Below are 24,555 nucleotides of genomic sequence, written 5' to 3' on the forward strand. Positions count from 1 at the left end.
ATTTGAACATTTTCCAGTTTTTACAAGCTTTTATCTGATAAACGATTTCCTTTCCCTTTAAGGTATATACTATAGATAATAAAAACAAAAAAGGACAGATTAATTATGAAAATTGGTGTATTAGGTGCTGGTCACATGGGTAGTGCCATGATTCGCGGTTTAGCAAATAAGTATGATGTTAATGATATTTTTGTAAATGGTCACCGAGTTAGTCCTCGTTTATTAGCATTGCAAAAAGAAATTGGCTTTCAAATGATGGAAAATAATGATTTTTCTGCAATGGATATGCTAATTGTTGCCACCCCAGCTCCTGTAACCATTGATGCCTTAATTAATGTGACTGTTGGGGACGATACAATTATTGTTTCGGCTGCCCAAGGAGTTTCGGCTAAGGGTATCAAGAATATTTTCCCTAAAAATTAAGTAATTTGCATGATTCCTAACATTCCAGTGGCAGTTAATGCTGGGTGCATTGCCGTTGAAAAGGGTGGCTTTGCTACTCCTGAAGCTACTGAAAAAGCCAATGAAGTTTTGGGTTCATTAGGAACTTTAATTCCAGTTAAATCCAAAGATTTAGGCATTGCTGGAACTGTTGGTGGCTGTGGACCAGCCTTTGTCGATGTTTTCTTAAGTGCTTTAGGTGACGCTGCTGTGCAAAATGGCTTGGATCGGGAAACTGCTTATAAAGTAGCTGCAAGTATGGTGACTGGTAGTGCTAAGATGGCTTTAGATACTGGCTTAAACCCATCAGATTTGAAAGACCAAGTTACTTCACCAGGTGGTTCTACCATTAAAGGAGTCGTTGCGTTAGATGCTAACGGATTTAGAAATGCAGTTAACCAAGCTGTAAATAAAGCAAATGGGACTTATAAAGATGAATAAACATAAATTAGATTTAGGAATTGCCTTAGTTTTATTATTAATTTCAATTATTTTGATGGTTACTTATGATGGATTTTTGTTTGATTTCACGTATAGTTCAACTAGTTTGGGCTTAAACATGTCATTTTCAGTAATCATTTTAATAATTTCACTGGTATTTTTCTACCGAGCTCACAAAAACAAACAGCAAGACAAAGAAGATTAGTGTTTACTAGTCTTTTTTTTGTTGCAATTTTGTAAGCATTTCTTTAGCATGAATGGCATTGATAAAAACGAATTATTAAAAAATGAGGTGTAAATGTGGATCAGATTTCATTAGTAATTATTTTGTTGGCAGCATTAGTAACACCGCTCGTCTTGGCTCGGTTTAACATTTCAGTTTTGCCGACCGCAGTCGTCGAAATTTTAGTCGGAATTGTGTTAGGACCAAGTTTATTGAATTTGGTTCATCCTGACAGCGTTTTAACTGGGTTGTCGAATACCGGAGTAATCGTTCTGTTATTTTTGAGTGGTTTAGAAATCGACTTTGATTTGTTTAAACCAAAAACCAAAACGCCAACTGACCTTGAATTAAAAAACAACGCTAAGGCACCAAAATATTCATCCGTACGCCTAGCGTTATATGGTTACGGAACGATTATGGTTCTTTCTTTAGCTCTTGGATTTATGTGTCAAGTAACTGGATTATTCAAAGATCCATGGCTAGCTGCAATTCTATTTATGACCGTTTCGTTGGGAATCGTGATTGCCACCTTAAAGGAAAAAGAAATCCTAAGTATCTCGATTGGGCAAACGATATTATTGATTTCTGCCCTTGGTGAAGTAATGCCAATCTTAGGTTTAACTGTCTATATTTCAATTTTTAGAACGGACTCCAAATCACTTTGGTTAATTTTGATTTTGTTTGCTGTTGCAGCGTTAGTATTTTTCCGTTTTCGCAAGTTCTTTGTATACTTGGATAAATTCAATAAATCAACGACCCAAGTCGATGTACGTTTAGCTTTCTTTATCATCGCATTATTAGCTACAATTGCCGTTGGTGTTGGTTCAGAAGCAGTTTTAGGAGCCTTCGTTGGAGGAATGGTTTACAAATTATTGCAACCATCACCCGATACCAAAGAAAAATTAGATTCAATTGGGTACGGATTTTTTATTCCAATCTTCTTCATGATGAGTGGAGTCGGCTTGAACTTGAAACAATTACTAGCTGATCCAAAGACACTAGTATTAATTCCCATCTTTTTAGTTAGTTATTGGGTAGCCAAAGCCTTGTTATATCCAATTTTTCGGTTACGGTTTGATAAGAAAAACTCGTTAGCAGGGACTGCTTTAATTTCAACAACCATTACGATGGTTTTAGCAATTTTGAAAGTTGCTAATGATATGAAATTAATTACGGCGCAACAGTCAGGGGCTTTCTTATTGGCAGCCATTCTTACTTGTGTTGCGGGTCCGCTTGTTTTCAACAAGATGTTTACTAGGAGTCCCGAAGTTTACCAAGAAGTTAAAGTTAATATGTTCGGGGCTAACTTGGTCACGATTCCTGTCGCCCAACAATTAGCCAATAGTTGGTACGATGTAACTTTATTTACTGATAACGAAAAAAATTATAAAACGCTTGATAATAAGGCTCACGTTCATTTGTTGAAATCTTTAGATGCAGATTATTTGAAACGAAATGGTTATTTTGATGCAGATATTGCGGTTTTTGCTTACTTTGACCCAGATGTTAACTTCACGTTAGCAAAAGTTGCCAAACAATATGGAGTGAAACGGGTGATTGCTCGTTTTGAAGAACGTGATATTTTGAATGCCCGAGAAAAAGAACTTACTGACTTAGGTGTCGAAGTTTACAATACCTTCGCGGTTAACGTGGCTATGTTACGTGAAATGATTGAAATTCCATCAACCTTTAATATGATTAAGTCCAATAGTACGGAACTTCATGAGGTTACGTTACGTAATAGTAAATTTGCGGGTATGCCAATTAAAGATTTACCATTTAGCGATGACATTACGATTGCTCGAATTTTCCGTAATCGTAAGATGATTCATCCAGTGGGTACCACTATCTTAGAATTAAATGACCGGATTATTTTTGCGGCTGATAAAAATATTAGTAATCAGGTTCGCCAAGAAATTAGTATGTTGAATTAAAATATGCAAAAAACAATTACTTATATTAATGCTATAATATGAATGAACGTAATTATATATTGAATTAACGAACATTACATTGTAGTAGGTGTATTGTGTTGAGCTTGTTGGCCTAAGTTGTATGCCGACAGGCTTTTTTGTTTTTTAAGATTAAAAATTAATATATAACAAAATTGATGTAATTACATGTATAATTACATCAAGGAGATGATAATATGGTTGTTAAGACTAGAAAACAAGGGAATTCTCTTATGATAACGATTCCTTCTAACTTAGGTGTTTCTGAAAACGAAGAATTTACCCCATCAGTAGAAAAAGATGGAACAATTGTTTTTAAACCAGCACATGTAAATATTTTTGCTAATTTAGATTCAAAATTAATGGCTAAAGATAGGGAAGATTTAGGTATCACAGATAATCTAAATGCAGTAGGTAAAGAAAATGTCTGGGATTAGCATACCTAAGAAATATGATATAGTTTTTATTGACACAGAACCCCATGCTGGACATAATTTAAAAAATAATAATATAAGGCGTCCATTTTTAGTTATGAGTGGAAATTATTATAATTTTAGTGGAATGATAGCTGGTTTTCCAATAACTCATAAAAGGCCAAAAGAATTGCCAAGTATCCATGTAAAAGTAGGAAAAGTAGATGGTTATGCCGTAGTTCAATTATTAGGATATGCTTATAAAGCTAGGAATGCTGAAATAGTAGGTAAGATTAATACTCAAGATATTAAAATTGCTAATGCTGCAATTAGAGATATGTTTGAATAGATATTATTTTAAATAACAAAAAACCAATCACATCCGCTGTGATTGGTTTTTTTCGTGCAATTTAGAAATGATTAACACATATCCATTCCCATTTTTTCGTATGATTCCAAACTCTTAATCTTAAGTTGGTCTGGTTTACAATGACGTTCTTTAGCTAATGCATTCATCAAAGTATCCATACTCATTAATTTGTATTTCTTATGTGGATCGTCTTTAGTCCAAACTTGCATTTGAGCCATCATGCCACCATCTTCGTGTTCGATGATGTGACAATGATACATGAAGACTCCAGGATAGTTGAAACGCATCTTAACTCGAACCGTTTCACCAGGGTTTACTCCAATGGTATCTTTATATCCCATTTCGTTAGGATAAGGAGCTTCACCATTTCTTGAAATAACCTTAAATGAACCACCGTGAGTATGATAAGGATGAATCATTCCACCACAACAGTCGTTGGTGTTCGTGATATCCCAGTATTCAGCAACGCCTAATTCTTGCCGGTCATCAATCCGCATCATACCGAATTTTTTACCGTTAATCATAACTTCTTCATCAGTTCCAGACATGACAACTTGGTGAACAAGGGCATTTTCGTCAACTTCAGGATAAGGAACATCGGCTAGATGTTGAGGAATTTCAGTATTATCTGGAGCAAATTCTTTAATGTTGAATTTTAAAATTGGAGTATCGTCAGAATATAAGGTAACTTGATCGCCAGGTTTGTAATCTTTGAAATCAAGAACAACTTCGGCACGTTCTGCACAAGTTAACATTAATTTTTTGAATTGAACTGGTTCTGGCAATAAACCACCATCTGAAGCAATTTGTGTCATAACAAGGTCATCACTTAAATGGAGACGCCATTCACGACGATTTGAACCATCTAAGAAACGAAGTCTTAATTTTTGGGTCGTAACGTCAAAAGTAGGGTTAACTGTTCCGTTAATTAAAGCAGTTTTTCCTTCAGTACCATCTGGATCATAATCTTTGTCATAATTCCATTGATTATGTTCGTCAAAGGTCCGGTCTTGTAAAATTACCGGAATATCATCAACTCCGTAATTCCGTGGCAATGGAAGACTAGCTTCATGTTCGTCTTTTACGACTACTGCAGCAGCTAAACCATGCCAAACGTCCCAACTAGTTAAAGGACATGGGTGAGCGTGAAGCCAAAGGGTAGCAGCCGGTTGGTCAACTTTGAAAGTGATTTCTTTAGGTTCACCAGGAAAGACTGGTGCATGACAACCACCGTCAATGTAAGGACCAGGAACGTCAAGACCGTGCCAATGGAAGGTTGTTAATTCGGGCAAGCTATTCTTTAGCGTAACGTGATATGTTTTTCCGCTTTGATAAACAATAGTTTGACCTAATAAGCTTTGATTATAGCCCCAGGTTTTAGTTTTTTCACCGGGTAAAATTTGGGTTTCACCGGGTTGGGCTTCAACCGTGTACCAAATATCCGTATCAGTTTCTTTATCTGGTTGTAAAACGGATGGAATTACTAATTTACTCTCTGGGGCATCTGATACCTCAAGAGGAATATAACCGCCATCATGGTAGTCATATGCTGATTCATTAAAAAAATATTTATCGATTGGTTGTTTTGATTCAGTCATAACTTCTCCTCCTCTGATTACATTATTAGTGTACTACAATTCGATTTTGTTATGTTAAAATTAATTGTAATATTTCTAATAATAGTAACATTAAAAATGGTGATGGGAGATACATATGATGAATAAAGGATTTAGTTGGATCTTAGTCGTATTTTGGTTAGTAACTTTGGCAATGTTAGCTATGGATAAAGGTATGATGGCCATGTACATGATGGTAATTGGAATGTTAGTTGATTCCTTATATAGCGCTCTTCATAAATAATTAGGAATCTAAAAAAGTTCAATTTATTATTTTTATTGATAATAAACTGAACTTTTTTTATTTTAAATTTTAATGTCTATCTGAGCTTGGTTTTTTCATGAACTTCCAAACCGCTACAATAATCACAACGATTGCTAAGATTATTCCACCAAAAATCCAAATCACATGATGATTATTTTTTGCATCATCTTTTTTTGCTTTCTTTGCATCGTTTTTTTGCTGTTCTTTTACTTTTTTATCATTATTAGCCTTTTCGTGCTTAGCCTTAGGAGTTTTCTTAGTAGTGGGTTTAGTTGAATTGTCATTTTTGTTTGCTGAATTACTACTATTGTTAGAATTTGGAGTTACATTATTTTTATTTGGAGTTACATTATTTTTATTTGAGTTACTATTTGCTGACTTACCATTTTTCGCTGGGGTAGTAGCAGGTGAATTGTTTTTATTTGAAGAACTGTTACTACCAGAATTATTATTATTAGTTTTACTGCTATTTGCAGTATAGACAATTGTCATGGACATCACAGCAGTCACGGGATCACCGCCACCAAAAACCATTTGTGGTCCGTTAGCATTATTTTGACCATTTTCAATGTTTGAGTAAGCGTATCCTTTAATTTGTGGTACTTGTGCAACATAAGTTGTTCCAGTAGCTCCAGTTGCCACAGTATCGGTACGAATTTTATTACCATTTTGATCAACATAATGAACAATAATTTTACCTTGATAACTACTTGGGGTAGTTGTATCTGCTTTAACCGTCATTATAGATGGATTACTGGTATAAAAGCCAATTCCACCTAAAAGTGATGCACAAAGAATAGCAGTTAATAATCTTTTTCTGATTTTCATTATTAATTCTCCAGTTCATAATTAATTTTCACTATCAATCTTATCACTTTATTGAAATAATAAATTTAAATTTTGTTACACTTAAAACTATATTTAACTTATGAAAAAGGAGGGCTTTCATGAAATTATTTAAAACACCTCAAGCAATTAATCTTTGGAAAATCTTCAGCTTTTTAATCCTGTTTATGGTGATTGATACAGTAACTGCCTTTTTCGGACTAGGAATTGTGTTGATACTAAAATACTTTAAATTAGTCTCAATCTTCAATGCCCCCACCTTAATTTTGCTTGAATTAATTATTAGATATGGATTAGCCTTTATTTTGTTTATTTGGGTAAATCGTTTTTATATGAAACAAAGAGTTTTTTTAAGCCAGTATTTCCCTTTAAAAACCAAGCGTATCCTTTATTATTCGCAATCATCATAATTTTAATTTATATTTTTACGGTGAACCTTGGAATTTTAAAATACGATGCTAACAATGTTAGTTTCTTTATGTTTTCGCTTGGATCCGCAATTTTAGAAGAGTATGGATTTCGTGGGATTGTTTTTCCTAAAGTTATGCAAGTGGCAAAGGGCAGTTCTTTTCGTAAATTAATGTTTGGGATAACAATCAGTGGTGTCTTATTTGGGTTGATTCATTTTCAAAATATTTTTTATCAACCATTTTTAGTGACATTTCAACAAGTGATGGGAGCAATTCCGTTTGGAATCTTAATGGCTGTTTTATATGCCAGAACATCAACCATTTTAATCCCCATGTTATTTCATTTTGCTAGTGATTTTAATTCATATTTCACCACGAACTCATTCTTTGCAGGAGCCTTTTATAATAGTTGGTGGCAAGTTTTAATTAACTACGCAATTGCATTATTAGCTGCAATTATTTTCTTAAGACCAGCTGTTGTTAATAAAATTAAACTTATAAATCATGATTAACAAAAAAACTTACGATGAAAATCGTAAGTTTTTTTACTAGTTATAAGATTATAAATCTTTTACCTTTAAACGGTTAAAGATTAAGACAAATACGATTCCAACTACTAACCCTTTAATCAAGTTGAAAGGTGCAATTCCAGTGATTACCATTTTTGAAATGGATTGACCTAAATTAAAACCTAATAACTTGATGTAGAGGGGAAGAAAAACGAAGTAGTTCAAAATACTCATTACAACCATTAAGATTAGGGCAGAAACAATTACTGGAATGTATTGTTTAAGCGTCTTGCTTTGGACGTCTTTTCTAAAGAGATAGAAAACCCCAATGAAGATTAAGGAAACTACTAGTGAACTGGAAAGTCCAATTAATTGAATCATAGAAAAACCATTGGTTAACCAGTATAAAAATAGTTTTAAAACGGTAATTTCAATGGCTGCCACTGGTCCTAACGTAAAGAGACCTAATAAAATTGGTAAATCAGAGAAATCTAACTTCAAAAATGAAACAAATGGGAGAATTGGGAAAGCGATAAACATTAAAACATATGCGATTGCAGCTAAAATTGAAACTAAAACGAGTCTTTTGATACTTTGATTATTAACTGACATACTATCACTCCTAATTAATTTATTTTGTAACAATTAAAAAATACCAATAAAAAACGCCCTGCAAAAATGCGGGGCGTTTGGTTTATTTTCAAACTGAATAAAACCTTAAAATGGCATGAAAATACCACTAAAGTAATGTGCTTCAATAAGAACTTCTTCTCCCATCCAGACTATACTGTCGGTGCTAGAATTTCACTAGCTCAACCGCTTAACGCGGGTCACGGACTTCAAAAATGATTTGTTACCGTCGGTTGGGAATTTCACCCTGCCCCGAAGAAGTATTATTTAATTGTTAAGTATAAATATATTACAGAATGAGGTAACATACAACTTTAAATTTTAATTGGCATAAATTTTCTTGGCCATTTCCATCGCTGTCCAAGCTTTAGGCCACCCAGAATAAAATGCTAGTTGGGTAATTGCTTCAACCATTTCAGCTTTAGAAACGCCATTTTCTTTGGCTTTTTGCATGTGGTATTCAAGTGGTCCAAACATCCCTTGAGTTAATAAGCTAGTTACGGTGATTAAGCTTCGTTCTTTAGCGGATAATTTACTTTCGCGTGACCAGACTTGGCCAAATAAAACATCATCGTTTAGTTCAGCAAATTTAGGAGCAAATTCACCAAAGTTATCGTGTCCTGCAGTTTGTTTTTCAGTCATTATTTCACTTCCAATTCGTTATATTCAGTATCAGAAACGGGTTCTAAAAATTCTGACTTACCACTTGTGATGGCAAGGTGTTCAAACCAACTATCTTTGGTAGCACCGTGCCAGTGTTTAACGTCTTTTTTAGTCACAACTACGTCTCCTGGAGCTAAGTGGGAGTAGTTCAATAGACCATCGAACAGAAGAAACCAGTGATTTGCGATATTTTGCTTTGGATAATCTTCCCCATTTCTTTAATGAACAATCAGAAAAAATGGCACAAGCAGTGATTGATTATGTGGAAAAGAATTCTAAATAAAATTATTGTAGTTATTTTTTGTAAGTGATATACTAAGAAAAAATTCAAAGGAGACCTAATAAAATGAAGACTTGTTGCTGTTGTATGTCAAAATAACTAATGATTAAATCAGATGGATTTTCTCATTAGTTAGCCAATTCGCTAAATACTTGGGGAAATTCATACTGATAACAGCACTTTTTTCGATATTTTATTAGATCAAAAAGAGACCAGTAGCTATCAATATGAATAGTTACTGGTTTTTTTAACCGAAAATTTAACGATTGTTGCTAAAGTAAATTAACCAAGTATTATTTTTATCAATTACATTATTAATCTAAGGAGATTTAATTATGAAAAAGAAATATATTATTGGAGCATTAATTGCTATTTTTGGAGTCATCTTTATTTTTAGTTTCGTTATTAAGCCAAAGCAAGCAGAAACGAATACAATTCGGCTAGCGTCATCACCAGGTCCTTACAGTGATTTATTCTTAAAAGGGGTCAAACCAATTTTGGAAAAAGAGGGCTACAAGGTTAAGAACCAATCTTTTAGTGATTTATCTTTAGCTGATGTTGCCATCAATAATGGTGAAGCTGACTTAAACGTTGACCAACATACTGCTTACATGGATAACTTTAATAAAGAAAAGCATGCACACTTAACTGCTTTAACTAAGATTCCCACGGTGCCAACTGGAATTTATCCTGCAAAGAAGCATAGCTTAAAAGAAGTTGCAAAGGGTGACACGGTTGCCATTCCGAATGATCCATCTAACATGGCTCGGGCTTACAATGTGTTAGTTAAAGCTGGGTGGATTACCTTGAAAAAAGGCGTTGACCCAATCAAAGCCACCAGTAAAGATATTGCCACTAACAAATATGATTTAAAGATTACGGCAATGCAAGATGTGCAAATTCCACGGTCACGTTCTGATTTTGATTATGTCATTTTACCAGGATCAACAGCTTACCCAGCTAAAATTTCAACGAAGACGATGCTCATTTCTGAAGACATCAAACCTGACTACTACTTAGTTGCCGCAGTGAATAAGCAAGATAAAGACAAGAAGTGGGCCAAAGTAGTTGATAAGGCTTACCACTCAAAAGCATTTAAAGAATACCTTCAAAAACATAACAAAGATAGTTTTTGGAATATCCCTAAGGGTGAATAATTAGATTATAAAAAGAACTTATGCTGATATTTAATCGGCGTAAGTTCTTTTTGATTAAGCTTATTTAAATTCATTTTTGACAGGATGCCCATCAATAATGGCGAGCACATCATTCAAACTAATTTCCGCCATGTTTTGAATGGCCATATTAGTATAAAAACCAATGTGGGGTGTAATCATGACATTTGGCATTGCATGTAACGCATTGAAATTTTGATTAGGAATTGGCCGATCTTGAAAGTCTTTATCAAAAATTGCTGCTTCACCTTCCACTGTATCGAGTGCAGCTCCCGCAATTTCCTGGTTTTGTAAGGCTGCAATCAAGGCTTCGGTTACAACGACTGGACCACGAGCAGCATTAACTAAAAAGGCATCATTTTTCATGTGTTTAAAAGCATCCGCATCCAACAAACCCCTGGAAGTCTCATTCAAATCAACGTGAATATCAACGACATCAGCTTGTTCGAGCAATTCATTCTTAGTGTCTACGTAGGTCAAGACGTCTTTTAATTCTTCATGATGAACGGGATCAAAGGCAATGACTTTGGCTCCTAAAGCATGAAATAAGCGAGCGGCAAGCCCACCAATTCGTCCCGCTCCAATAATTCCGACAGTTAAAGTCCGAATTTCTCGGGCAATCGGACCACGTAGTTTGTAATCGTTGTTATCACTTCGTTTTTCGACAATTTCGAGATTACGAATTAAACGCATTGTTTGGGCAACTGACATTTCTGCTACTGAATGGGGTGAGTAAGCGGGAACGTTGGTAACGATTAAACCAGCTTGATGAGCTGCATCCAAGTTAATTACATCAACTCCAGCCGTTCTTGTGGTAATTTGTTTGATTCCCATGTCAGTTAATTTGTGATAAATGGTATCGTTGTCACTAATCGGTCCACGTTGTTGAATCACAATTCCGTCATATCCCTTGGCTAAGTCAACGGTCTCATCATGAAATTCGCGATTGGTAGTATCGACTGTTACATGATGATCTTTGCTCCATTTTTGGATGGCTGGTTGTTCATCATCACGTACACTGTACATTAAAATTTTTGGCATTATCTTTTCCCCTCATTTGCGACGTATTCTTTAATATTGTGAATGGCTTTTTGTAAGTTTTCCATGGAAGTTGCATAACTAATTCGAACGTAGCCTTCACCACCAGGACCAAATGCACTTCCTGGAACTACGGCAACTTTTCCTTTCCGAGCTAAGTCGTAAGCAAAGTCCATACTATTTTGGATTAAATTAGCGGGAATTTTAGCAAAGATGTAGAAAGCGCCATCTGGGTTAGCAATTTCAAAGCCAAGTGCTTTGAGTTCTTGGTAAACGTAATCACGCCGTTTTTGGTATTCGGCTTTCATAGCAACGGCATCATCTGAACCATTTTCTAATGCTTCGGCAGCGGCAAATTGAGCATTAGTCGTTGGCGAAGTAATTGTGAATTGATCAATTTTTTCTAACTGACTCGTGATGTCTTTTGGAGCCGCCATAATTCCAATTCTCCATCCCGTCATCGCATGTGATTTTGAGACTCCATTTAGTAAAATTGTTTGATCTGGTAGTAAATTAGCAATCGAAACGTGTTTAGCATCGTAAGTTAATTCACTGTAAATTTCATCCGAAATCACGAAAATATCGTGTTGTTTTAAAATAGTAGCTAATTCTTTAAGAGATACTTCATTGTAAGTCTTTCCCGTTGGATTAGAAGGGAAGTTTAAAACAATTGCCTTAGTTTTAGGATGGTATTTTAAAGTTTGTTCTAACTGTGCAGGTGAAAGTACGAACCCCGATTTGGAAGTGTCCATGAAGACTGGTTTAGCACCCCGCAATAAAGTAATGGGAATGTAGAGTGGAAAAATGGGAGTTGGAATTAAAACTTCATCGCCGGGATTTAAAATCGAAGTTAAAGCCGTGTAAATTCCGCCAGTAGCTCCAGCTGTGATAATAATTTCAGTTTCCGGATCATAGTTTAAATCGTATTTGCTGTTAAGAAAATGAGCGGCTGCTTCCCGGAGTTTTTTGGTTCCTTTAGTGGGAGCATAGTGACTTTGATCATTGTGAATTAATTATAAAAGATAAGAAATTTTTGTAATATAGTTGTACATTCAACTATATTATTTTAAACTATGACTAAAAAGCGAGGTAAAATAATGGAAATTAAACAAATTGGATTAAAAAATCTAGCGGAATTACAAAAAATTAGTCGCATTACTTTTGCTGATACATTTGGAGCAGAAAATTCAGATGAAGATATGAAAAAGCATTTAGATACAGCTTATAGTTCAAGTCAATTAACGACCGAAATTGATAATCCTAATTCTTTTTTCTATTTTGGTTATGTTAATGGTAAGTTAGCAGGTTATCTAAAACTTAATGTTGACGATGCCCAAAGTGATGATGAAGGTCAAAATTGTTTGGAAGTAGAAAGAATTTATATTTTACCGGATTTTAAACGACAGGGACTAGGTAGTAAGTTAATTGAAGTAGCAGAACAAATTGCTAAAGCGAAACACAAGTCTGAGATTTGGTTAGGCGTTTGGGGGGGAAATCCTGCTGCAATTGCTTTTTATCAGGCAAAAGGATTTTGTCGAACTGGACAACATGTTTTTACACTGGGCAACGATCGTCAAACAGATTATATTATGAAGAAAAGAGTTTAATATGGAAGAAACTGAAATTTTAAAAACTATTGGAGGCATTAATCACGCCTTGGATTTCATTGCAAATGTTGAATTTCGAAAACTGGATTTGACGAAGGGAAAATACCAGTATTTGAATCGAATTGCTGAATATCCTGGCATTACCCAAACGGAATTGAGTGAATTACTTCGTTCTGAAAAATCAACGATTTCGCGAGCTGTTTCTAAGTTGATTAAAGATCGATTAGTTATTGCTGAATACTCCGAAAATAACAGTAAAAGTCGACATTTGAAGTTAACTGAAAAAGGGCAAAGCTATGCAGAAATAATTGAGCGAGAAAACCAATATTCGACGGAAATGGCCTTACATGGGCTGAGCAATGAAGAAATTAAACAGCTAAATGATTTATTAAATAAAGTTGATGAAAACATTAAATTATCCTGGATGAAAGTTCGAGATGGATTTAAACGTGAATACTAAGAGATAAGTTGTATAATTGCGCTAAAGAAGGCCAGGGGGCAACTTATGACAGTTAATTTACAAAAAGTTGCGTTGGTAGCCACATTTTCTACTGAAGCAGATCTTTATATTTTTGATGAACCAACTTCAGGACTAGATCCTTTAAATGAAGATATTTTTCAACAAAAATTACTAGATTTAAAAAATGAAAACAAAAGTATCTTGCTTTCTAGTCATATTTTGTCAGAAGTTGAACGGGCCGCTGATCGAATCGCGGTCATTAATGCTGGGCAGATTATTCAAAGTGGTACTCTAGCGGAACTACAAAATGTTGCTAGTTCTGAAGTAGAGGTTACTACTAAAGTGCCATGCCAGCAGATCAGTTAGCTAAATTTGCGGGTGTGACTAAATTTACTGAATTAAATTCAAGTAATAGTTATGGCTTTTCCATTAAAGTGGCTGATTTAGAGCCTGTCATGACTTATTTAACAAAAATTGGGATTAAGAATCTTAGTATTCAACGCCCATCTTTAGATGAACTTTTCTTGAAGTATTACAACGTACGGGAGGAAAAATAAGTGAACCATTTTAGTAAAACTTTTTTTCTAACTCGTTTCTATTTACGTAAAGACTGGGTTACTTTAGTTAGTTGGCTAGCTCTAATGCTACTTATGACAGTTGGTGTAGCAGCAATTTATCCAAGTGTCTATCCTAATTTGAATAATTGAATCGCAATTATAAATACCTTGAAACTTCCTTCGATGAGAGCCATTCTAGGACCCTTGCAAAATTCAACAACCTCAATTAGTAATATCTTTGTAAGTGAATTGAGTCTTTGGATGATGTTGTTAGCGGGAATTTTTGCAATCATACTAGCAAATGGAAATACGCGAAAACAAGAAGATAACGGGTTATTAGAAATTATGCAAGCACGGTGTGTAGGACGATTTGCCCCATTGTTGGCAACTTTTAATGAACTGATTCTAATTAATGGACTAACAACCATATTGATTGGGAGTGGCTTAAACATTCTTAATTTAACTGGGTCAAATGGAGCGGGTAACTGGTTATTTGCTAGTTTAATTGGAGTCGCAGGTTTATTCTTTGGATCATTGACCATTTTATTAGCCCAAGTTTCTAATAACAGCTCCCCAAATCTTACGTTTACTTTTGGCTTTTTCACTTTGTTCTATCTCTTATTCGTTGGAAAGATGGTTCATCCTAAGTGGCCAGTAGCATGGCTAACTCCATTTTCAGTGGTTCGTAAGCTATCAATTTATCAGCATAATAATTTTGGACCAATTCTATTATTATTTGTGCTAGGATTAGCCCTTTTTGGAATTGGATTTTATCTTGCTAGTATTCGTGATGAAGGTTCAGGGTTATTGCCTAGTATTGCAGGAAGAAAAACATTGCCATTTTTACGCAACTATCCAATGCTTGTGCTGGTAAATCAGTTTGAGAGTAGTGCAGTTTGGATTGTGCTGTTATTTATTTTTGGGGCAATGTACGGCTCGGTTTTGGGTAGCATTCAAAGCATCGTCAAAGGCAATCCATTAATTACCAAGATTTTGCAAACGCAGGCTAATCAAGCTATTACTAGTTTTTTATTTGTAATTTCCTTGGTGTTTGCGGTAATTGCTACCGTTCTAGGAATTTTAACGATTTATAAGTTACGGACTGATGAAAAACGGGGCTTGATTGAGTTGATTTATGCCCGTCCCGTAACTAGAACGACAGTTTATCTAGCGAACGTCTTAATTGGGATGGCTATTTCAGTAGTTGCGTTTGTAGGGTTTGAAATGGGAATCTTTTTAACCCAGCAAGCTACGCTAAAATCACCACTTAAGTTATCTCATTTTATTAGCTTAATTTGGGCAAACGGATTACCAATGCTGGTTTTATTAACTTTAGCCACAGCCATCATTGTCTGGCTTCCTAAATTTGGAAAAGCGATTTGGGGCGTTCTTTATGTAGTGATTTTGTTGAATTATTTTGGCAGTCTATTTAAAATAAAGCACTGGATTATCGAAAGTACTATGTTTGGCCTGATTAAACGGAATTTTAGCCATCCATTGGCAACAGAACAGATTTGTCTAATGGTAGGAGTTGAGTTAATTTTATTGATAGCTTCTTGGGAACATTATCGTAAAATTGATTTGTAACAAAAAAGTCGAATTCATTCGTTGTTAAAAACGAGTGAGTTCGACTTTTTATTTTGTTAGCTATGCTTTGACTAAATTAATTAAAATATCAGTGACCTTTTCCATGGCTTCTAAACTAGCAAATTCATATTGACCATGGGCGTTTTCACTACCGTTAGTCAAATTAGGAGTTGGTAATCCTTTAAAAGTGATTTTAGAACCATCCGTTCCACCACGAAACGGAATGATAGTAGGGGAAATGCCGGCTTCTTGAATTGCAACTTTAGCATGATTAACAATTTCGGGAGAAATTAATTCTGCCATATTAAAGTATTGATCTTTAAACGTAACGGCAACACGATTAGCATGATACTTTTGATTAATCTGTTTAGCAATTTCAATAAAAACATCTTTTTTATGTTTAAATTCAGATTTGTCAAAGTCCCGAATGATGTAGTCGATTGCTGCATAATCAGGGGTGGCTTGCCAGTTAGTAGCAAAGTAAAAACCTTCGCGACCTTCTGTAAATTCTGGTCGTTCTCTAGCTGGAATTTGATTCTCGAATTCGTTAGCGAGAGTGATAGCACTCACCATTAAACCTTTTGCGGTAGACGGATGAACACTCGTCCCTTGAATTCGAACCTTTGCTTCTGCTGCGTTAAAAGTTTCTGCATTAATTTCACCAACGGCACCAGTATCGAGAGTGTAGGCCAAATCTGCTCCAAAGTCTTCAACATTAAAGGCGTCTGCACCTTTACCAATTTCTTCATCAGGTCCAAAAGCAATTTTAATTTCGCTGTGTTTTAACTCTGAATGAAGATTTAGATAATCAATTAAAGCCATGATTTCAGCGATTCCAGACTTATCATCAGCACCTAACAAGGTTGTACCGTCAGTTGTGATGAGTGTGTCACCAATGTAGTTCTTTAGATGAGGAAAATCATTGGGACTTAAAATTATTGTTTTGTTTAATTTGAGATTGTGACCATCATAGTTGCGATGAACTTGAGGTTGAACATTACTGTCATTGAAATCAGCAGTGTCAACATGTGCAATTAAACCAATTACGGGGAGTTGCGCTTTAACATTTGCTGGAATGGTTCCAAAAACAAAACTACCATCACTAAAGTGAACATTTTCTAGATTTTTACGTTTTAATTGATTGGCTAATTTTTCTAATAAAACAGTTTGTCCCGAAGTAGTGGGAGTTTCTGTTTTTGAAGCATCAGAGCGAGTGTTAATTTTGACGTAGGATAAAAAATCGTTTAGTAAATTTGGATGTTTTGCCATTGGATTAACTCCTATTTAAGTTTAATGTCCCAAGTAGTTATTTGAGTCTTACCGTATAGTTTCTTGTTTAAATCTTTGGTAGTTTGAGTTTGGTAAGCTTTAACATATTCTTTGTAAAGTTTATTGTTTTTATCAGCTTTGTTAGCAGCAATTACGTTAATCCATTTTGCAGAAACCTTGTTAACTGGTTCAACATAAATGGCTTTGTTAGGATCAAGTCCAGCGTTAGCAGCAAAATTACCATTAACGTATGAAGCAGCAACATCGGGAAGACTTCTAGCAGTTTGACTTGCATCAACTTCTTTGATGTTTAGACTTTTTGGATTACTGGTAATATCTTTAACAGTTGCAAGTGATTTGTTAGGAGCTAATTTGATTAGTCCAGCACTTTGAAGAATGTAGAGACCACGTGATTCGTTGGTTGGGTCATTAGGGATGGTAATGGTTGAACCAGGTTTGATGTCTTTGACATTTTTAACTTGTTGAGAATAAATCCGACCTTGTCCAATGATAGTTTTACCAATTGGCACAATATCAGTATGATGAGCTTTATTCCAAGCATCCAGGAAGGCTACGTGTTGGAAAGAGTTTAAGTCAACTTCGTGTTCGGTTAACGCTTTGTTAGGTTGAGAATAATCAGTGAACTTTTTGTAAACTACATGAATTCCATATTTATCTTTAGCAGTTTTGGCAACTGATTCATAGAGTTCATCATCTTTCTTTGATCCATTTATGATTCCAACGGTCACTGTTTTGTTTCCTGCTTCTTTTTGAGAATTATGGAAGAAACTAAAATAAGCAGCTAACCCAATTAAAATAACTACGACTGCTGTAATACTATATTTGATACTTTTTTTCATGATAATACTCTCCTTTAAATAATAAAATAATTTAAAAAAATAAATAAATAAAAAACAGCCGCCCTAATTAAAGGACGACTGTTTGTCGTGATACCACCTTAGTTCGCTAGACCCGCTAAGACCCAACCTCAGTAGATTGCACCAAATAAATTGGAATAATCTTGTACTGATATCGGGCACAAAACCGTTATTAGCTTGTCGAAACTCACTAATAATCCGAAACCTAGTCCATCTTCTAAAGCTAAATTTGATTCCTTTGCACCAAACAGGAACTCTCTAAACAAATTTCCACTTTGTACTCAACTGGTAAAACGGTTAATATTCATTTGTTTTTTATGATGTTATTAATATAAAACTTAGATAATTAACTGTCAAGCGTTTTTTAAAATTTTTGTTAATTAATTTATTTTATATTAAGTTTTGTATATAGTTATTGTTCGGATTTGAATCTCTTTTCAGGTGGGAGCCAAAAGGTTTTGAGGTCTTTTTTCTGTTCAATTTTGAAATCGATGATTTTCTTGAATAGATTAGATGGGATACGTATATCATAGGGAATCTGGATGGTTTTATGACCATACTTAAGACCTATGGCTTCTATTTCTGGAATGAAGTGTTTCACAATTTCTTGACTCTCTAATCCAATACTATAGTGATTTTTCGCCGCATTAAAACCAGTAATGTAAGAATTATGGTCTAAAAACATGGGTTGGTTGTATTTCATTATAAACTTGGATTGAAGTCAATATTTGAGACAGATTTTAAGAGACATTCAGAACCGCGTTTACCTTCCACAGCTCAAATAAATCATTAATCGCGATTAATAACTTATTTGAGCTGTGGAAAGCATTAAATCAGGCGGCCATTTGGCTCGTAAGTGTTGCAATTTCAACTTGTAAGGGGGTCCTGGTAGCCCAGTGAACTATGAATTCTCTTCCTATTGTAGAAAGCATGCACATATTCAAAAAGGACGGCAGCGGCAGTTTCATAATTCTCAAAGACCGGCACTGGATAAACACATTCCTTTTTGAGGGAAGCGTGAAAGGATTCCATTGGCGCATTATCATACGGACAACCCTTACGGCTGTATGAGTGCAGGTCCATGATGGTTGATAAGTAACACCAGCCATTACGCTTCGTTTGAATATAGGTCATATCAGCGGTCCATTTTTGATTTAAACCAGTGGTCGAGAAATCATGCTTAAGCAAGTTGGGACGCTGTTCAACCTTGGTTTTGGAAGCCGAAGCCGCTTTCCACTTATTGACGGTAACGGAGTGGATATCCAGTTTCTTCATGAGCCGGGAAATTCGTCGTGGACTGCACCGAAGCTGCAGTGGTTGAAGTTCCAGATTCAATTCATGGTGGATCTTCATAACACCGTATCGTTGCTTAAATTCCGCAAAGATCCGCAGAATCCGTTGTTTCAAGTCCGCATCTTCGGCCCGGCGTTTTGAAGGTTTGGGGGATCGATAACGATAATACTGAGCTCTGGAAACACCGAGGATTCGGCACATCTTGGTTACCTGGTGGTGATGGCTTTCTTGGTGAATGTAATCAAAGATATTGGTTACTTCTGCGCAAGGAAGCCCAGGGCTTTTTTTAGGATTTCGTTCTCCTCAGACAGCGAAGCCAGTCGCTTTTCCATTGCTTTGATTTCGTCTGGCGATTTACCGGATTGAGTTTTGGCCTGGCCCTGGATCCACTTATGAACTGTTGAATAGCCAATGCCATATTCTCTGGCCAGTTGGGCAGCTGATTTGCCTTGCTTATATAGGTTGATAATGTTTTGTTTGAATTCTTTGTCGTAACGAGTTGGCATGTAAAGATTCCTTCCTTTTGAGAGACGATTTATTCATTATACCCTCTCTTAAAAGTTGTCTCAGGAATCAGCTTACATCCAATACGAAAGAAGGGCAAGAAATGGTACAAGTTGAGGATTCAAAGTGGTCATACTTACTATCAAGACTACATGAGCAGAGCCATAAGCAGCGTGAAAGTTTCGTTATCAATTTTATCCTTATGAATTTACTATCAGACGGTTATACAGATGTTAACCCTGTCTTGCAACAACCAGTTGAGCAAGACCCAGTAAGTGGGAAGCGAGAAGCTATCGATCTTTATTTTCCACATGGACAGCTTTCAGCTTAACTTCTAAACTAAACTTAGTCATAGTAAAACCCCCATAGTTGGAATTCTTTGTCCAACTATGAGGGTTTTACTTCACTCACACCTTTCGATACTAATTAAAAGATGTACCCTACCTTAAAGGTTAGCTTTATTCGCATAATAATCGGTCGAAGCTATTGCATCGGGTAAAGTAGTATTAAATGTCTTATTACTACCATTATTTAAATAAGCATAGTAGCCATTTGGCATTTTAATTGCAAGACCAACACCGATATTTTGTAATGAAGTTCCATTTTCGTACTTAGCAGACCATTCAGTGATTCGAGTATTTGGATCTGGGGCAACACCACTTGATGCAGCTTTAGTAGTAAATAAATCAGGGTATTTTTGATTTAATTCACCCAAATACTTACCACCGTAATCTTGCTGACCCTGACCGCCACCACGAGTATAGCCAAAATAGATTTGATTAGCGAATGTCTGACCATCCACATTGAACTGCTTGCCATATTCATCAGCCCTGGTAACCGTGACTGCTTCCTGACTTGGAAAGCCGAACATCTGGTTCATTACCAGATCTTCTTGAACTTTCAAACCTTCTTGGTGAAGAGCGGCAATCGCATTCGCAAGTTCCTCGCCACTGCCATATTTGGTTGGATTATCAGTAGTTCCTAAGTTATAATGATCGGTCGTTGAATAGCCATCTTGATATTTGCTTGAACTAAACGGCATATAAGCTGGTGCCATCCAAAAATCAGTAATTCCAAGTTGATTGAACAGAGATGCGTTCGCCTTGATTACATTGTAAGCATGGTTGTTGATTGTCGTTGGTTCTGGCTGGGCTAGTGAGAAGTCTTGATAAATCATGTGTGCATCAAGGGCTGCATTAGAAGCAAAGGTCTTCCCTAAGACATTATGAACCTCTTGAGCATTGGTTTGGGCATTTTGAGTTCCGCTAATTACAGGCACCCAGACACTCAAGTATCCGTTTACGTATGGATTACTGTATCCTTTTACAGTGACTCGCAAAATACCTTTGCTATCTGTCGTTAAGAATGCAGAACCCATACCGTCATAAGTTAAACCATTATCTGTACTATTAATCAGGCTTCTATACTGTTCATTGGCATGAGCAACCCCCATGTTAATTTGAACGACCTGTTCACTCATTGCTGGGTTATTACCAACGATAACTGCCATTCCTGTTGTGCGACTCAATGAATCTGTACCTTTGTCTGACACATCACTAACACCTTTACCATAACGAACACTTGCAATCAAGTTGTTATTAAGCTTAGTCATCGTCTGACCACCATTAACGAATGTCCGTCGTGCTTTCATTAAAGTCGTAATTGCATCGTAGTACATCGACTTTGTCTTCATGTATTGGTCAGTTTCATTATACAGGTCACCGTAGTATACCTGCGGAACAGTGTCCTTATTGCTTAAAAGGAGAGCATATTGTGCTGGCATGTTATATTGAGCGTACTGTTTGTCAGTCTTGACTTGATCAGCATAAAACATATCCCACGCCTTTTGAGCCGTGATATTCTTATCATAAACAATTCGATTAACAAGGTTATTGCGCTGATCATGGTTAGTTACAAACGACCAATTAGGCATTGCCGTATTCTCCGTTACATCGTTAGCCCGATTAACAATACTATTTGTCATTAAATTACTGATGCTGTCACGCTTGTCGGCATTCCGACCAAGGGAACTCTCTAATTGGGACCAGTAACCCGAGTCCAGATATAATGCTGGATTGTTCTTGCCATTAAGCATTCGTACATCACCATAATTATAGCCTTCATTATATACCAGGTGGCTGTTGGCATTTACCTGGTTACCCTTCGTATGGTACAGATCATTCATCAACTGCCCCAGCTGGTCAAGAACATCTGCGTCGATATGGTCAGCAGCATCAACACGAAAACCATCAAAGTTCCCATTAGCATTATATTGCATTAGTTTACCATAATTAAGCAAGAAGTATTCCCAGTTAAGATTCTCTGCTTGAACAACTGGATTGGAATTATCAATATCATTACCAAGCAACATTTCTGGACTGTGGTCGCTACTATCATTATTAGTTTGGTTATTAAGGGTTCGATCCATCAAACGATAATTGCTATCAGCATAGCTCGTATTACCCTTAGCTTGATTACTAGAGTTATTATTAACAAAGACAAGCTGATCGTTCTGACTGTAAGATGGGAGTTCAGACTTCGCAGACAATTCTGGTATTGTGGTCATGAACTTATTGATGTCATTTGCCAGTGGACTTGTAGATTTATTGATAGCAATACTCTTTTCGATAACGAAACGCAGATTACGTGCATATTTGTTTAATGTTGCACTATCAGTATCTTGAGAAAGATTAGCCACATTATCCTTGGTTAATCCATAATCAGTGCTTGTATATCCGTTGCTAACAAAGTATTTGATATATTTTGCCTCAACATCCTTACTTGGATATACATACATTAAGAGTGGTCGCCAATCACTAGCCGTTGTTTTATGCCAGGTCTTACCATCTTGGCTAGTACCATAAGGACGATACCAATCGGCATAGCTCAAGTAGCCATCAATATTATTAATTGACGATGAGTCAAAACTATCAGCTAAGTTCTCCCAATCGCCAGAGTCAAGTGTCTTTAAGAGCTTGTTGCTAGTAGCGTCATAAATATTAAACTTGCCATTTTCAATTTTGCCATAAGTTTTGCCCAATAATTGACCATCAGAAGCAAAGTTGTAGTTCTTTCCATCAATGACGTGCAAACCAATTAGAGCTGCCCCATCGTCACCAAAGTAATAAGTACCACCGTTGATCTTCTTAAATTGATTGCGGATGATCGATCCATTTTCATCAAAGTAGTAGAATTTATTATTTATTTTTTCTGACTGTGAAACTGCCTGGCGTCCATCTGAACCATAGTATTTATCATTAATCCAGCGATTGGTTACCTTCAGATAGGTTGTCGGATCAAAATAATAATTGCTGCCATACCATGTCACTGGACCAGTAACAATTCGACCATCGTTACCAAACATGTACCAATCTCCCCATTGAGATTGAACATAGTCATTGTCGACACGCAGGTGGGTAACAGGATCAAAATAGTAATAAGTGCCTGACCATGGTGCAACCTTGCTGGCAGCAGTGCCGTCAGCTGTAAATAAGTACCAATTACCATCATTAGCTTTAATATAATTATTGGTTACTGCAAGATAGGTAACAGGATCGAAATAGTACCACTGGTTCTTCTTGTCCCACTTGTACAGGTCACTTACAATTCGACCATCCTTACCAAACATGTACTTCAAGCCCCATTGGGACGTTACATAGTCATCATCAACCCGTAGGTAGGTTGTTGGATCGAAGTAATAATATGTCCCTGACCACCTTTGAACCCCACTCTGCACACGACCATCGTTACCAAAGAGGTACCAGCTGCCCCATTGAGATTGACGGTAGTCGTTATCTACTCGAAGATATGTCGACGGATCAAAATAATAGTAAGTGCCAGCCCATGGTGTTACTTTGGTAGCAATTCGACCATCGTTACCAAACATATACCAGCTACCCCATTGGGATTGACGGTAGTCGTTATCTACTCGAAGATATGTTGACGGATCAAAATAATAGTAAGTACCAGCCCATGGTGTTACTTTGGTAGCAATTCTTCCATCGTTACCAAACATATACCAGCTACCCCATTGGGATTGACGGTAGTCGTTATCTACTCGAAGATATGTTGACGGATCAAAATAATAGTAAGTGCCAGCCCATGGTGTTACTTTGGTAGCAATTCGACCATCGTTACCAAACATATACCACAATCCCCATTGAGATTGAACATAGTTGTTCTTAACAATATTATGATTTTCATCAAAATCATAATAAGTTCCATCAATATTATGTACACCAGTTAATAATTGACCACCCTGTGTGTATTGGGTATGATCAGTATTCCAACCATCTGTTTGATTGTCAGCAGCTAATAAAGCAACTTTTTGATTATTAGCATTAGTATTAGAAGTTGTATCACTATTTACTGAAGTGCTGTTTGCTTGACCAGCAGCATTCTTATTGTCTGTAGCAGAATTGTCTTGCTTGTTACTATCAGTTTGAGCAGGAGTAGCATCCTTGTTTTCTGCAGCAGAGTTATCTTGCTTGTTACTATCGGTTTGAGCAGGAACAGTAGCATTCTTGCTGTCTGCAGCAGAGTTATCTTGCTTGTTACTATCGGTTTGAGCAGGAACAGTAGCATTCTTGCTGTCTGTAGCAGAATTATCTTGCTTGTTACTATCAGTTTGAACAGGAACAGTAGCATTCTTGCTGTCTGTAGCAGAATTATCTTGCTTGTTACTATCAGTTTGAACAGGAACAGTAGCATTCTTGCTGTCTGTAGCAGAATTATCTTGCTTGCTACTATCGGTTTGAGCAGGAGTAGTAACATCATTATTTTGAACAGTAACTACATTATTGTCTTGACTTTGAGTTGACTCTACTTTTACATCTTGATTAGTTGCAACTGTAGATTGAGCAGATTGTGTGTTCAAATTATTACTATCAGCGTGAACTGCGACACTACCAAGTCCAGCTAATGCTAAAAATGTAGTTCCGGCAATTAACCACATTTTACCAGCTTTATATAATTTGAATCTTTTTTTCTCGACTTCATTAAATTTCATAATTATCTCCATAATTTGTATGTTTGTTCAATTGTAACATTAAACTTAGATTAAATTAATTAATATCATCACATCTAAACAAAATAAAAAGAGATTAATTCATTTAAGAATTAAATCTCC

General features: G+C 36.0%; 29 protein-coding genes, 1 pseudogene and 1 riboswitch. Of the genes and pseudogenes, 17 read left to right on the top strand and 13 right to left on the bottom strand.

Annotated elements, in window-relative coordinates; genetic code table 11:
- Positions 1 to 105: 105 nt before the first annotated feature.
- From PY770_RS00370 to PY770_RS00395, 6 genes are all read left to right on the top strand, one after another.
- Complete coding sequence (locus PY770_RS00370) at positions 106 to 423, top strand: pyrroline-5-carboxylate reductase family protein (RefSeq protein WP_275045937.1); 318 nt, start codon at positions 106 to 108, stop codon at positions 421 to 423.
- 9 nt (positions 424 to 432) lie between these two features.
- A complete protein-coding gene (locus PY770_RS00375) occupies positions 433 to 882 on the top strand; it encodes a pyrroline-5-carboxylate reductase dimerization domain-containing protein (protein WP_275045938.1) in 450 nt (149 codons plus the stop codon).
- Positions 875 to 1,087, top strand: coding sequence for a hypothetical protein (locus PY770_RS00380; protein ID WP_014081422.1), 213 nt, complete (start codon positions 875 to 877; stop codon positions 1,085 to 1,087). Before PY770_RS00375 ends, PY770_RS00380 begins: the two co-directional genes overlap by 8 nt.
- A 95-nt stretch (positions 1,088 to 1,182) precedes the next feature.
- Positions 1,183 to 3,039: a monovalent cation:proton antiporter family protein gene (locus PY770_RS00385; protein ID WP_163600981.1), complete on the top strand. Its 1,857-nt coding sequence runs from the start codon at positions 1,183 to 1,185 to the stop codon at positions 3,037 to 3,039.
- Positions 3,040 to 3,254: 215 nt separating this feature from the next.
- Positions 3,255 to 3,494, top strand: coding sequence for a type II toxin-antitoxin system PemI/MazE family antitoxin (gene mazE, locus PY770_RS00390; RefSeq protein ID WP_180337708.1), 240 nt, complete (start codon positions 3,255 to 3,257; stop codon positions 3,492 to 3,494).
- Positions 3,481 to 3,819, top strand: coding sequence for a type II toxin-antitoxin system PemK/MazF family toxin (locus PY770_RS00395; protein WP_275045939.1), 339 nt, complete (start codon positions 3,481 to 3,483; stop codon positions 3,817 to 3,819). Before mazE ends, PY770_RS00395 begins: the two co-directional genes overlap by 14 nt.
- A gap of 71 nt (positions 3,820 to 3,890) precedes the next feature.
- Here PY770_RS00395 and PY770_RS00400 read toward each other — a convergent pair whose 3' ends face one another.
- Positions 3,891 to 5,438 carry a multicopper oxidase family protein gene (locus tag PY770_RS00400; RefSeq protein ID WP_139554974.1) on the bottom strand — a complete coding sequence of 516 codons (1,548 nt, stop codon included), beginning with the start codon at positions 5,436 to 5,438 and terminating at the stop codon, positions 3,891 to 3,893.
- A 115-nt stretch (positions 5,439 to 5,553) separates the two neighbouring features.
- Here PY770_RS00400 and PY770_RS00405 point away from each other — a divergent pair, with 115 nt between their 5' ends.
- Positions 5,554 to 5,700, top strand: coding sequence for a hypothetical protein (locus tag PY770_RS00405; RefSeq protein ID WP_167534413.1), 147 nt, complete (start codon positions 5,554 to 5,556; stop codon positions 5,698 to 5,700).
- A 69-nt stretch (positions 5,701 to 5,769) separates the two neighbouring features.
- Here PY770_RS00405 and PY770_RS00410 read toward each other — a convergent pair whose 3' ends face one another.
- A complete protein-coding gene (locus PY770_RS00410; protein ID WP_163600982.1) occupies positions 5,770 to 6,549 on the bottom strand; it encodes a MucBP domain-containing protein in 780 nt (259 codons plus the stop codon).
- Between the two features lie 119 nt (positions 6,550 to 6,668).
- Between PY770_RS00410 and PY770_RS00415 the strand changes: the two genes are divergently transcribed.
- On the top strand, positions 6,669 to 6,977 hold the full coding sequence (locus tag PY770_RS00415; protein WP_014081428.1) for a hypothetical protein: 309 nt from the start codon (positions 6,669 to 6,671) through the stop codon (positions 6,975 to 6,977).
- A 20-nt stretch (positions 6,978 to 6,997) separates the two neighbouring features.
- Positions 6,998 to 7,489, top strand: a complete 492-nt coding sequence (locus PY770_RS00420) for a CPBP family intramembrane glutamic endopeptidase (RefSeq protein ID WP_146039151.1) — start codon at positions 6,998 to 7,000, stop codon at positions 7,487 to 7,489.
- 48 nt (positions 7,490 to 7,537) lie between these two features.
- Here PY770_RS00420 and PY770_RS00425 read toward each other — a convergent pair whose 3' ends face one another.
- From PY770_RS00425 to PY770_RS00435, 3 genes and pseudogenes are all read right to left on the bottom strand, one after another.
- Positions 7,538 to 8,098, bottom strand: a complete 561-nt coding sequence (locus tag PY770_RS00425) for an ECF transporter S component (RefSeq protein ID WP_225362453.1) — start codon at positions 8,096 to 8,098, stop codon at positions 7,538 to 7,540.
- 149 nt (positions 8,099 to 8,247) lie between these two features.
- A riboswitch (FMN riboswitch) is annotated at positions 8,248 to 8,380 on the bottom strand.
- A 57-nt stretch (positions 8,381 to 8,437) separates the two neighbouring features.
- Positions 8,438 to 8,758 carry a carboxymuconolactone decarboxylase family protein gene (locus tag PY770_RS00430; protein WP_056958352.1) on the bottom strand — a complete coding sequence of 107 codons (321 nt, stop codon included), beginning with the start codon at positions 8,756 to 8,758 and terminating at the stop codon, positions 8,438 to 8,440.
- Positions 8,758 to 8,916: pseudogene (locus tag PY770_RS00435) on the bottom strand (cupin domain-containing protein); the annotation flags it as partial. The pseudogene PY770_RS00435 and the gene PY770_RS00430, both read right to left, overlap by 1 nt.
- Positions 8,917 to 9,394: 478 nt before the next feature.
- On the opposite strand from PY770_RS00435, the gene PY770_RS00440 reads away from it, so the two are divergent.
- Positions 9,395 to 10,216: a MetQ/NlpA family ABC transporter substrate-binding protein gene (locus PY770_RS00440; protein ID WP_139562349.1), complete on the top strand. Its 822-nt coding sequence runs from the start codon at positions 9,395 to 9,397 to the stop codon at positions 10,214 to 10,216.
- A 60-nt stretch (positions 10,217 to 10,276) separates the two neighbouring features.
- Here the strand turns inward: PY770_RS00440 and PY770_RS00445 are convergent, their stop codons facing one another.
- Positions 10,277 to 11,275, bottom strand: a complete 999-nt coding sequence (locus tag PY770_RS00445; protein ID WP_275045940.1) for a D-2-hydroxyacid dehydrogenase — start codon at positions 11,273 to 11,275, stop codon at positions 10,277 to 10,279.
- Positions 11,275 to 12,282 (bottom strand): aminotransferase class I/II-fold pyridoxal phosphate-dependent enzyme, encoded by a 1,008-nt coding sequence (locus PY770_RS00450; RefSeq protein ID WP_275046085.1) that lies wholly within the window; start codon positions 12,280 to 12,282, stop codon positions 11,275 to 11,277. The genes PY770_RS00445 and PY770_RS00450 overlap by 1 nt, the downstream gene beginning before the upstream one ends.
- Before the next feature lie 87 nt (positions 12,283 to 12,369).
- Here PY770_RS00450 and PY770_RS00455 point away from each other — a divergent pair, with 87 nt between their 5' ends.
- Genes PY770_RS00455 through PY770_RS00480 form a run of 6 tightly spaced genes read left to right on the top strand, consistent with a single transcriptional unit; the run spans position 12,370 to position 15,483 of the window.
- Positions 12,370 to 12,879 carry a GNAT family N-acetyltransferase gene (locus tag PY770_RS00455; protein WP_275045941.1) on the top strand — a complete coding sequence of 170 codons (510 nt, stop codon included), beginning with the start codon at positions 12,370 to 12,372 and terminating at the stop codon, positions 12,877 to 12,879.
- Between the two features lies 1 nt (position 12,880).
- Positions 12,881 to 13,339 (top strand): MarR family winged helix-turn-helix transcriptional regulator, encoded by a 459-nt coding sequence (locus PY770_RS00460; RefSeq protein WP_275045942.1) that lies wholly within the window; start codon positions 12,881 to 12,883, stop codon positions 13,337 to 13,339.
- A 45-nt stretch (positions 13,340 to 13,384) separates the two neighbouring features.
- Positions 13,385 to 13,705 (top strand): ATP-binding cassette domain-containing protein, encoded by a 321-nt coding sequence (locus PY770_RS00465; RefSeq protein WP_103451047.1) that lies wholly within the window; start codon positions 13,385 to 13,387, stop codon positions 13,703 to 13,705.
- A complete protein-coding gene (locus PY770_RS00470; RefSeq protein WP_103423704.1) occupies positions 13,687 to 13,896 on the top strand; it encodes a hypothetical protein in 210 nt (69 codons plus the stop codon). The genes PY770_RS00465 and PY770_RS00470 overlap by 19 nt, the downstream gene beginning before the upstream one ends.
- Positions 13,897 to 14,046, top strand: a complete 150-nt coding sequence (locus PY770_RS00475; protein WP_163602107.1) for a hypothetical protein — start codon at positions 13,897 to 13,899, stop codon at positions 14,044 to 14,046.
- Positions 14,047 to 14,100: 54 nt separating this feature from the next.
- Positions 14,101 to 15,483, top strand: coding sequence for a hypothetical protein (locus tag PY770_RS00480; RefSeq protein WP_275045943.1), 1,383 nt, complete (start codon positions 14,101 to 14,103; stop codon positions 15,481 to 15,483).
- A 60-nt stretch (positions 15,484 to 15,543) separates the two neighbouring features.
- Here PY770_RS00480 and pepT read toward each other — a convergent pair whose 3' ends face one another.
- The 5 genes from pepT to PY770_RS00500 all read right to left on the bottom strand — a co-directional run bounded on the left by pepT (position 15,544) and on the right by PY770_RS00500 (position 19,429).
- Positions 15,544 to 16,752, bottom strand: a complete 1,209-nt coding sequence (gene pepT / locus PY770_RS00485; protein ID WP_275045944.1) for a peptidase T — start codon at positions 16,750 to 16,752, stop codon at positions 15,544 to 15,546.
- 11 nt (positions 16,753 to 16,763) lie between these two features.
- The gene (locus PY770_RS00490; RefSeq protein ID WP_275045945.1) at positions 16,764 to 17,612 is read right to left on the bottom strand and encodes a MetQ/NlpA family ABC transporter substrate-binding protein; all 849 of its coding nucleotides are present in this window, start codon (positions 17,610 to 17,612) and stop codon (positions 16,764 to 16,766) included.
- A 430-nt stretch (positions 17,613 to 18,042) separates the two neighbouring features.
- Positions 18,043 to 18,333, bottom strand: coding sequence for a DUF1801 domain-containing protein (locus tag PY770_RS07135; protein WP_103429077.1), 291 nt, complete (start codon positions 18,331 to 18,333; stop codon positions 18,043 to 18,045).
- Positions 18,334 to 18,497: 164 nt separating this feature from the next.
- Positions 18,498 to 19,124, bottom strand: coding sequence for an IS3 family transposase (locus PY770_RS00495; RefSeq protein ID WP_275045946.1), 627 nt, complete (start codon positions 19,122 to 19,124; stop codon positions 18,498 to 18,500).
- Between the two features lie 53 nt (positions 19,125 to 19,177).
- Entirely contained in the window at positions 19,178 to 19,429 is a 252-nt protein-coding gene (locus PY770_RS00500) for a transposase (RefSeq protein WP_146989981.1), read from the bottom strand.
- A gap of 101 nt (positions 19,430 to 19,530) precedes the next feature.
- Here PY770_RS00500 and PY770_RS00505 point away from each other — a divergent pair, with 101 nt between their 5' ends.
- On the top strand, positions 19,531 to 19,758 hold the full coding sequence (locus PY770_RS00505; RefSeq protein WP_180338991.1) for an AbaSI family restriction endonuclease: 228 nt from the start codon (positions 19,531 to 19,533) through the stop codon (positions 19,756 to 19,758).
- 114 nt (positions 19,759 to 19,872) lie between these two features.
- Here PY770_RS00505 and PY770_RS00510 read toward each other — a convergent pair whose 3' ends face one another.
- Positions 19,873 to 24,435 (bottom strand): glycoside hydrolase family 70 protein, encoded by a 4,563-nt coding sequence (locus PY770_RS00510; protein WP_275045947.1) that lies wholly within the window; start codon positions 24,433 to 24,435, stop codon positions 19,873 to 19,875.
- Positions 24,436 to 24,555: the final 120 nt, after the last annotated feature.

It is taken from the genome of Fructilactobacillus sanfranciscensis, from assembly GCF_029023685.1.
Classification (GTDB): Bacteria; Bacillota; Bacilli; order Lactobacillales; family Lactobacillaceae; genus Fructilactobacillus; species Fructilactobacillus sanfranciscensis.

What these genes read in the sequence shown, in the direction of transcription:
- PY770_RS00370 (WP_275045937.1), top strand. Translation starts at nt 106, where the DNA reads ATGAAAATTGGTGTATTAGGTGCTGGTCACATGGGTAGTGCCATGATT.
- PY770_RS00375 (WP_275045938.1), top strand. Translation starts at nt 433, where the DNA reads ATGATTCCTAACATTCCAGTGGCAGTTAATGCTGGGTGCATTGCCGTT.
- PY770_RS00380 (WP_014081422.1), top strand. Translation starts at nt 875, where the DNA reads ATGAATAAACATAAATTAGATTTAGGAATTGCCTTAGTTTTATTATTA.
- mazE (WP_180337708.1), top strand. Translation starts at nt 3,255, where the DNA reads ATGGTTGTTAAGACTAGAAAACAAGGGAATTCTCTTATGATAACGATT.
- PY770_RS00395 (WP_275045939.1), top strand. Translation starts at nt 3,481, where the DNA reads ATGTCTGGGATTAGCATACCTAAGAAATATGATATAGTTTTTATTGAC.
- PY770_RS00400 (WP_139554974.1), bottom strand. Translation starts at nt 5,438, where the DNA reads ATGACTGAATCAAAACAACCAATCGATAAATATTTTTTTAATGAATCA.
- PY770_RS00405 (WP_167534413.1), top strand. Translation starts at nt 5,554, where the DNA reads ATGATGAATAAAGGATTTAGTTGGATCTTAGTCGTATTTTGGTTAGTA.
- PY770_RS00410 (WP_163600982.1), bottom strand. Translation starts at nt 6,549, where the DNA reads ATGAAAATCAGAAAAAGATTATTAACTGCTATTCTTTGTGCATCACTT.
- PY770_RS00415 (WP_014081428.1), top strand. Translation starts at nt 6,669, where the DNA reads ATGAAATTATTTAAAACACCTCAAGCAATTAATCTTTGGAAAATCTTC.
- PY770_RS00425 (WP_225362453.1), bottom strand. Translation starts at nt 8,098, where the DNA reads ATGTCAGTTAATAATCAAAGTATCAAAAGACTCGTTTTAGTTTCAATT.
- PY770_RS00430 (WP_056958352.1), bottom strand. Translation starts at nt 8,758, where the DNA reads ATGACTGAAAAACAAACTGCAGGACACGATAACTTTGGTGAATTTGCT.
- PY770_RS00440 (WP_139562349.1), top strand. Translation starts at nt 9,395, where the DNA reads ATGAAAAAGAAATATATTATTGGAGCATTAATTGCTATTTTTGGAGTC.
- PY770_RS00445 (WP_275045940.1), bottom strand. Translation starts at nt 11,275, where the DNA reads ATGCCAAAAATTTTAATGTACAGTGTACGTGATGATGAACAACCAGCC.
- PY770_RS00455 (WP_275045941.1), top strand. Translation starts at nt 12,370, where the DNA reads ATGGAAATTAAACAAATTGGATTAAAAAATCTAGCGGAATTACAAAAA.
- PY770_RS00460 (WP_275045942.1), top strand. Translation starts at nt 12,881, where the DNA reads ATGGAAGAAACTGAAATTTTAAAAACTATTGGAGGCATTAATCACGCC.
- PY770_RS00465 (WP_103451047.1), top strand. Translation starts at nt 13,385, where the DNA reads ATGACAGTTAATTTACAAAAAGTTGCGTTGGTAGCCACATTTTCTACT.
- PY770_RS00470 (WP_103423704.1), top strand. Translation starts at nt 13,687, where the DNA reads ATGCCAGCAGATCAGTTAGCTAAATTTGCGGGTGTGACTAAATTTACT.
- pepT (WP_275045944.1), bottom strand. Translation starts at nt 16,752, where the DNA reads ATGGCAAAACATCCAAATTTACTAAACGATTTTTTATCCTACGTCAAA.
- PY770_RS00490 (WP_275045945.1), bottom strand. Translation starts at nt 17,612, where the DNA reads ATGAAAAAAAGTATCAAATATAGTATTACAGCAGTCGTAGTTATTTTA.
- PY770_RS07135 (WP_103429077.1), bottom strand. Translation starts at nt 18,333, where the DNA reads ATGAAATACAACCAACCCATGTTTTTAGACCATAATTCTTACATTACT.
- PY770_RS00495 (WP_275045946.1), bottom strand. Translation starts at nt 19,124, where the DNA reads ATGTGCCGAATCCTCGGTGTTTCCAGAGCTCAGTATTATCGTTATCGA.
- PY770_RS00500 (WP_146989981.1), bottom strand. Translation starts at nt 19,429, where the DNA reads ATGCCAACTCGTTACGACAAAGAATTCAAACAAAACATTATCAACCTA.
- PY770_RS00505 (WP_180338991.1), top strand. Translation starts at nt 19,531, where the DNA reads ATGGTACAAGTTGAGGATTCAAAGTGGTCATACTTACTATCAAGACTA.
- PY770_RS00510 (WP_275045947.1), bottom strand. Translation starts at nt 24,435, where the DNA reads ATGAAATTTAATGAAGTCGAGAAAAAAAGATTCAAATTATATAAAGCT.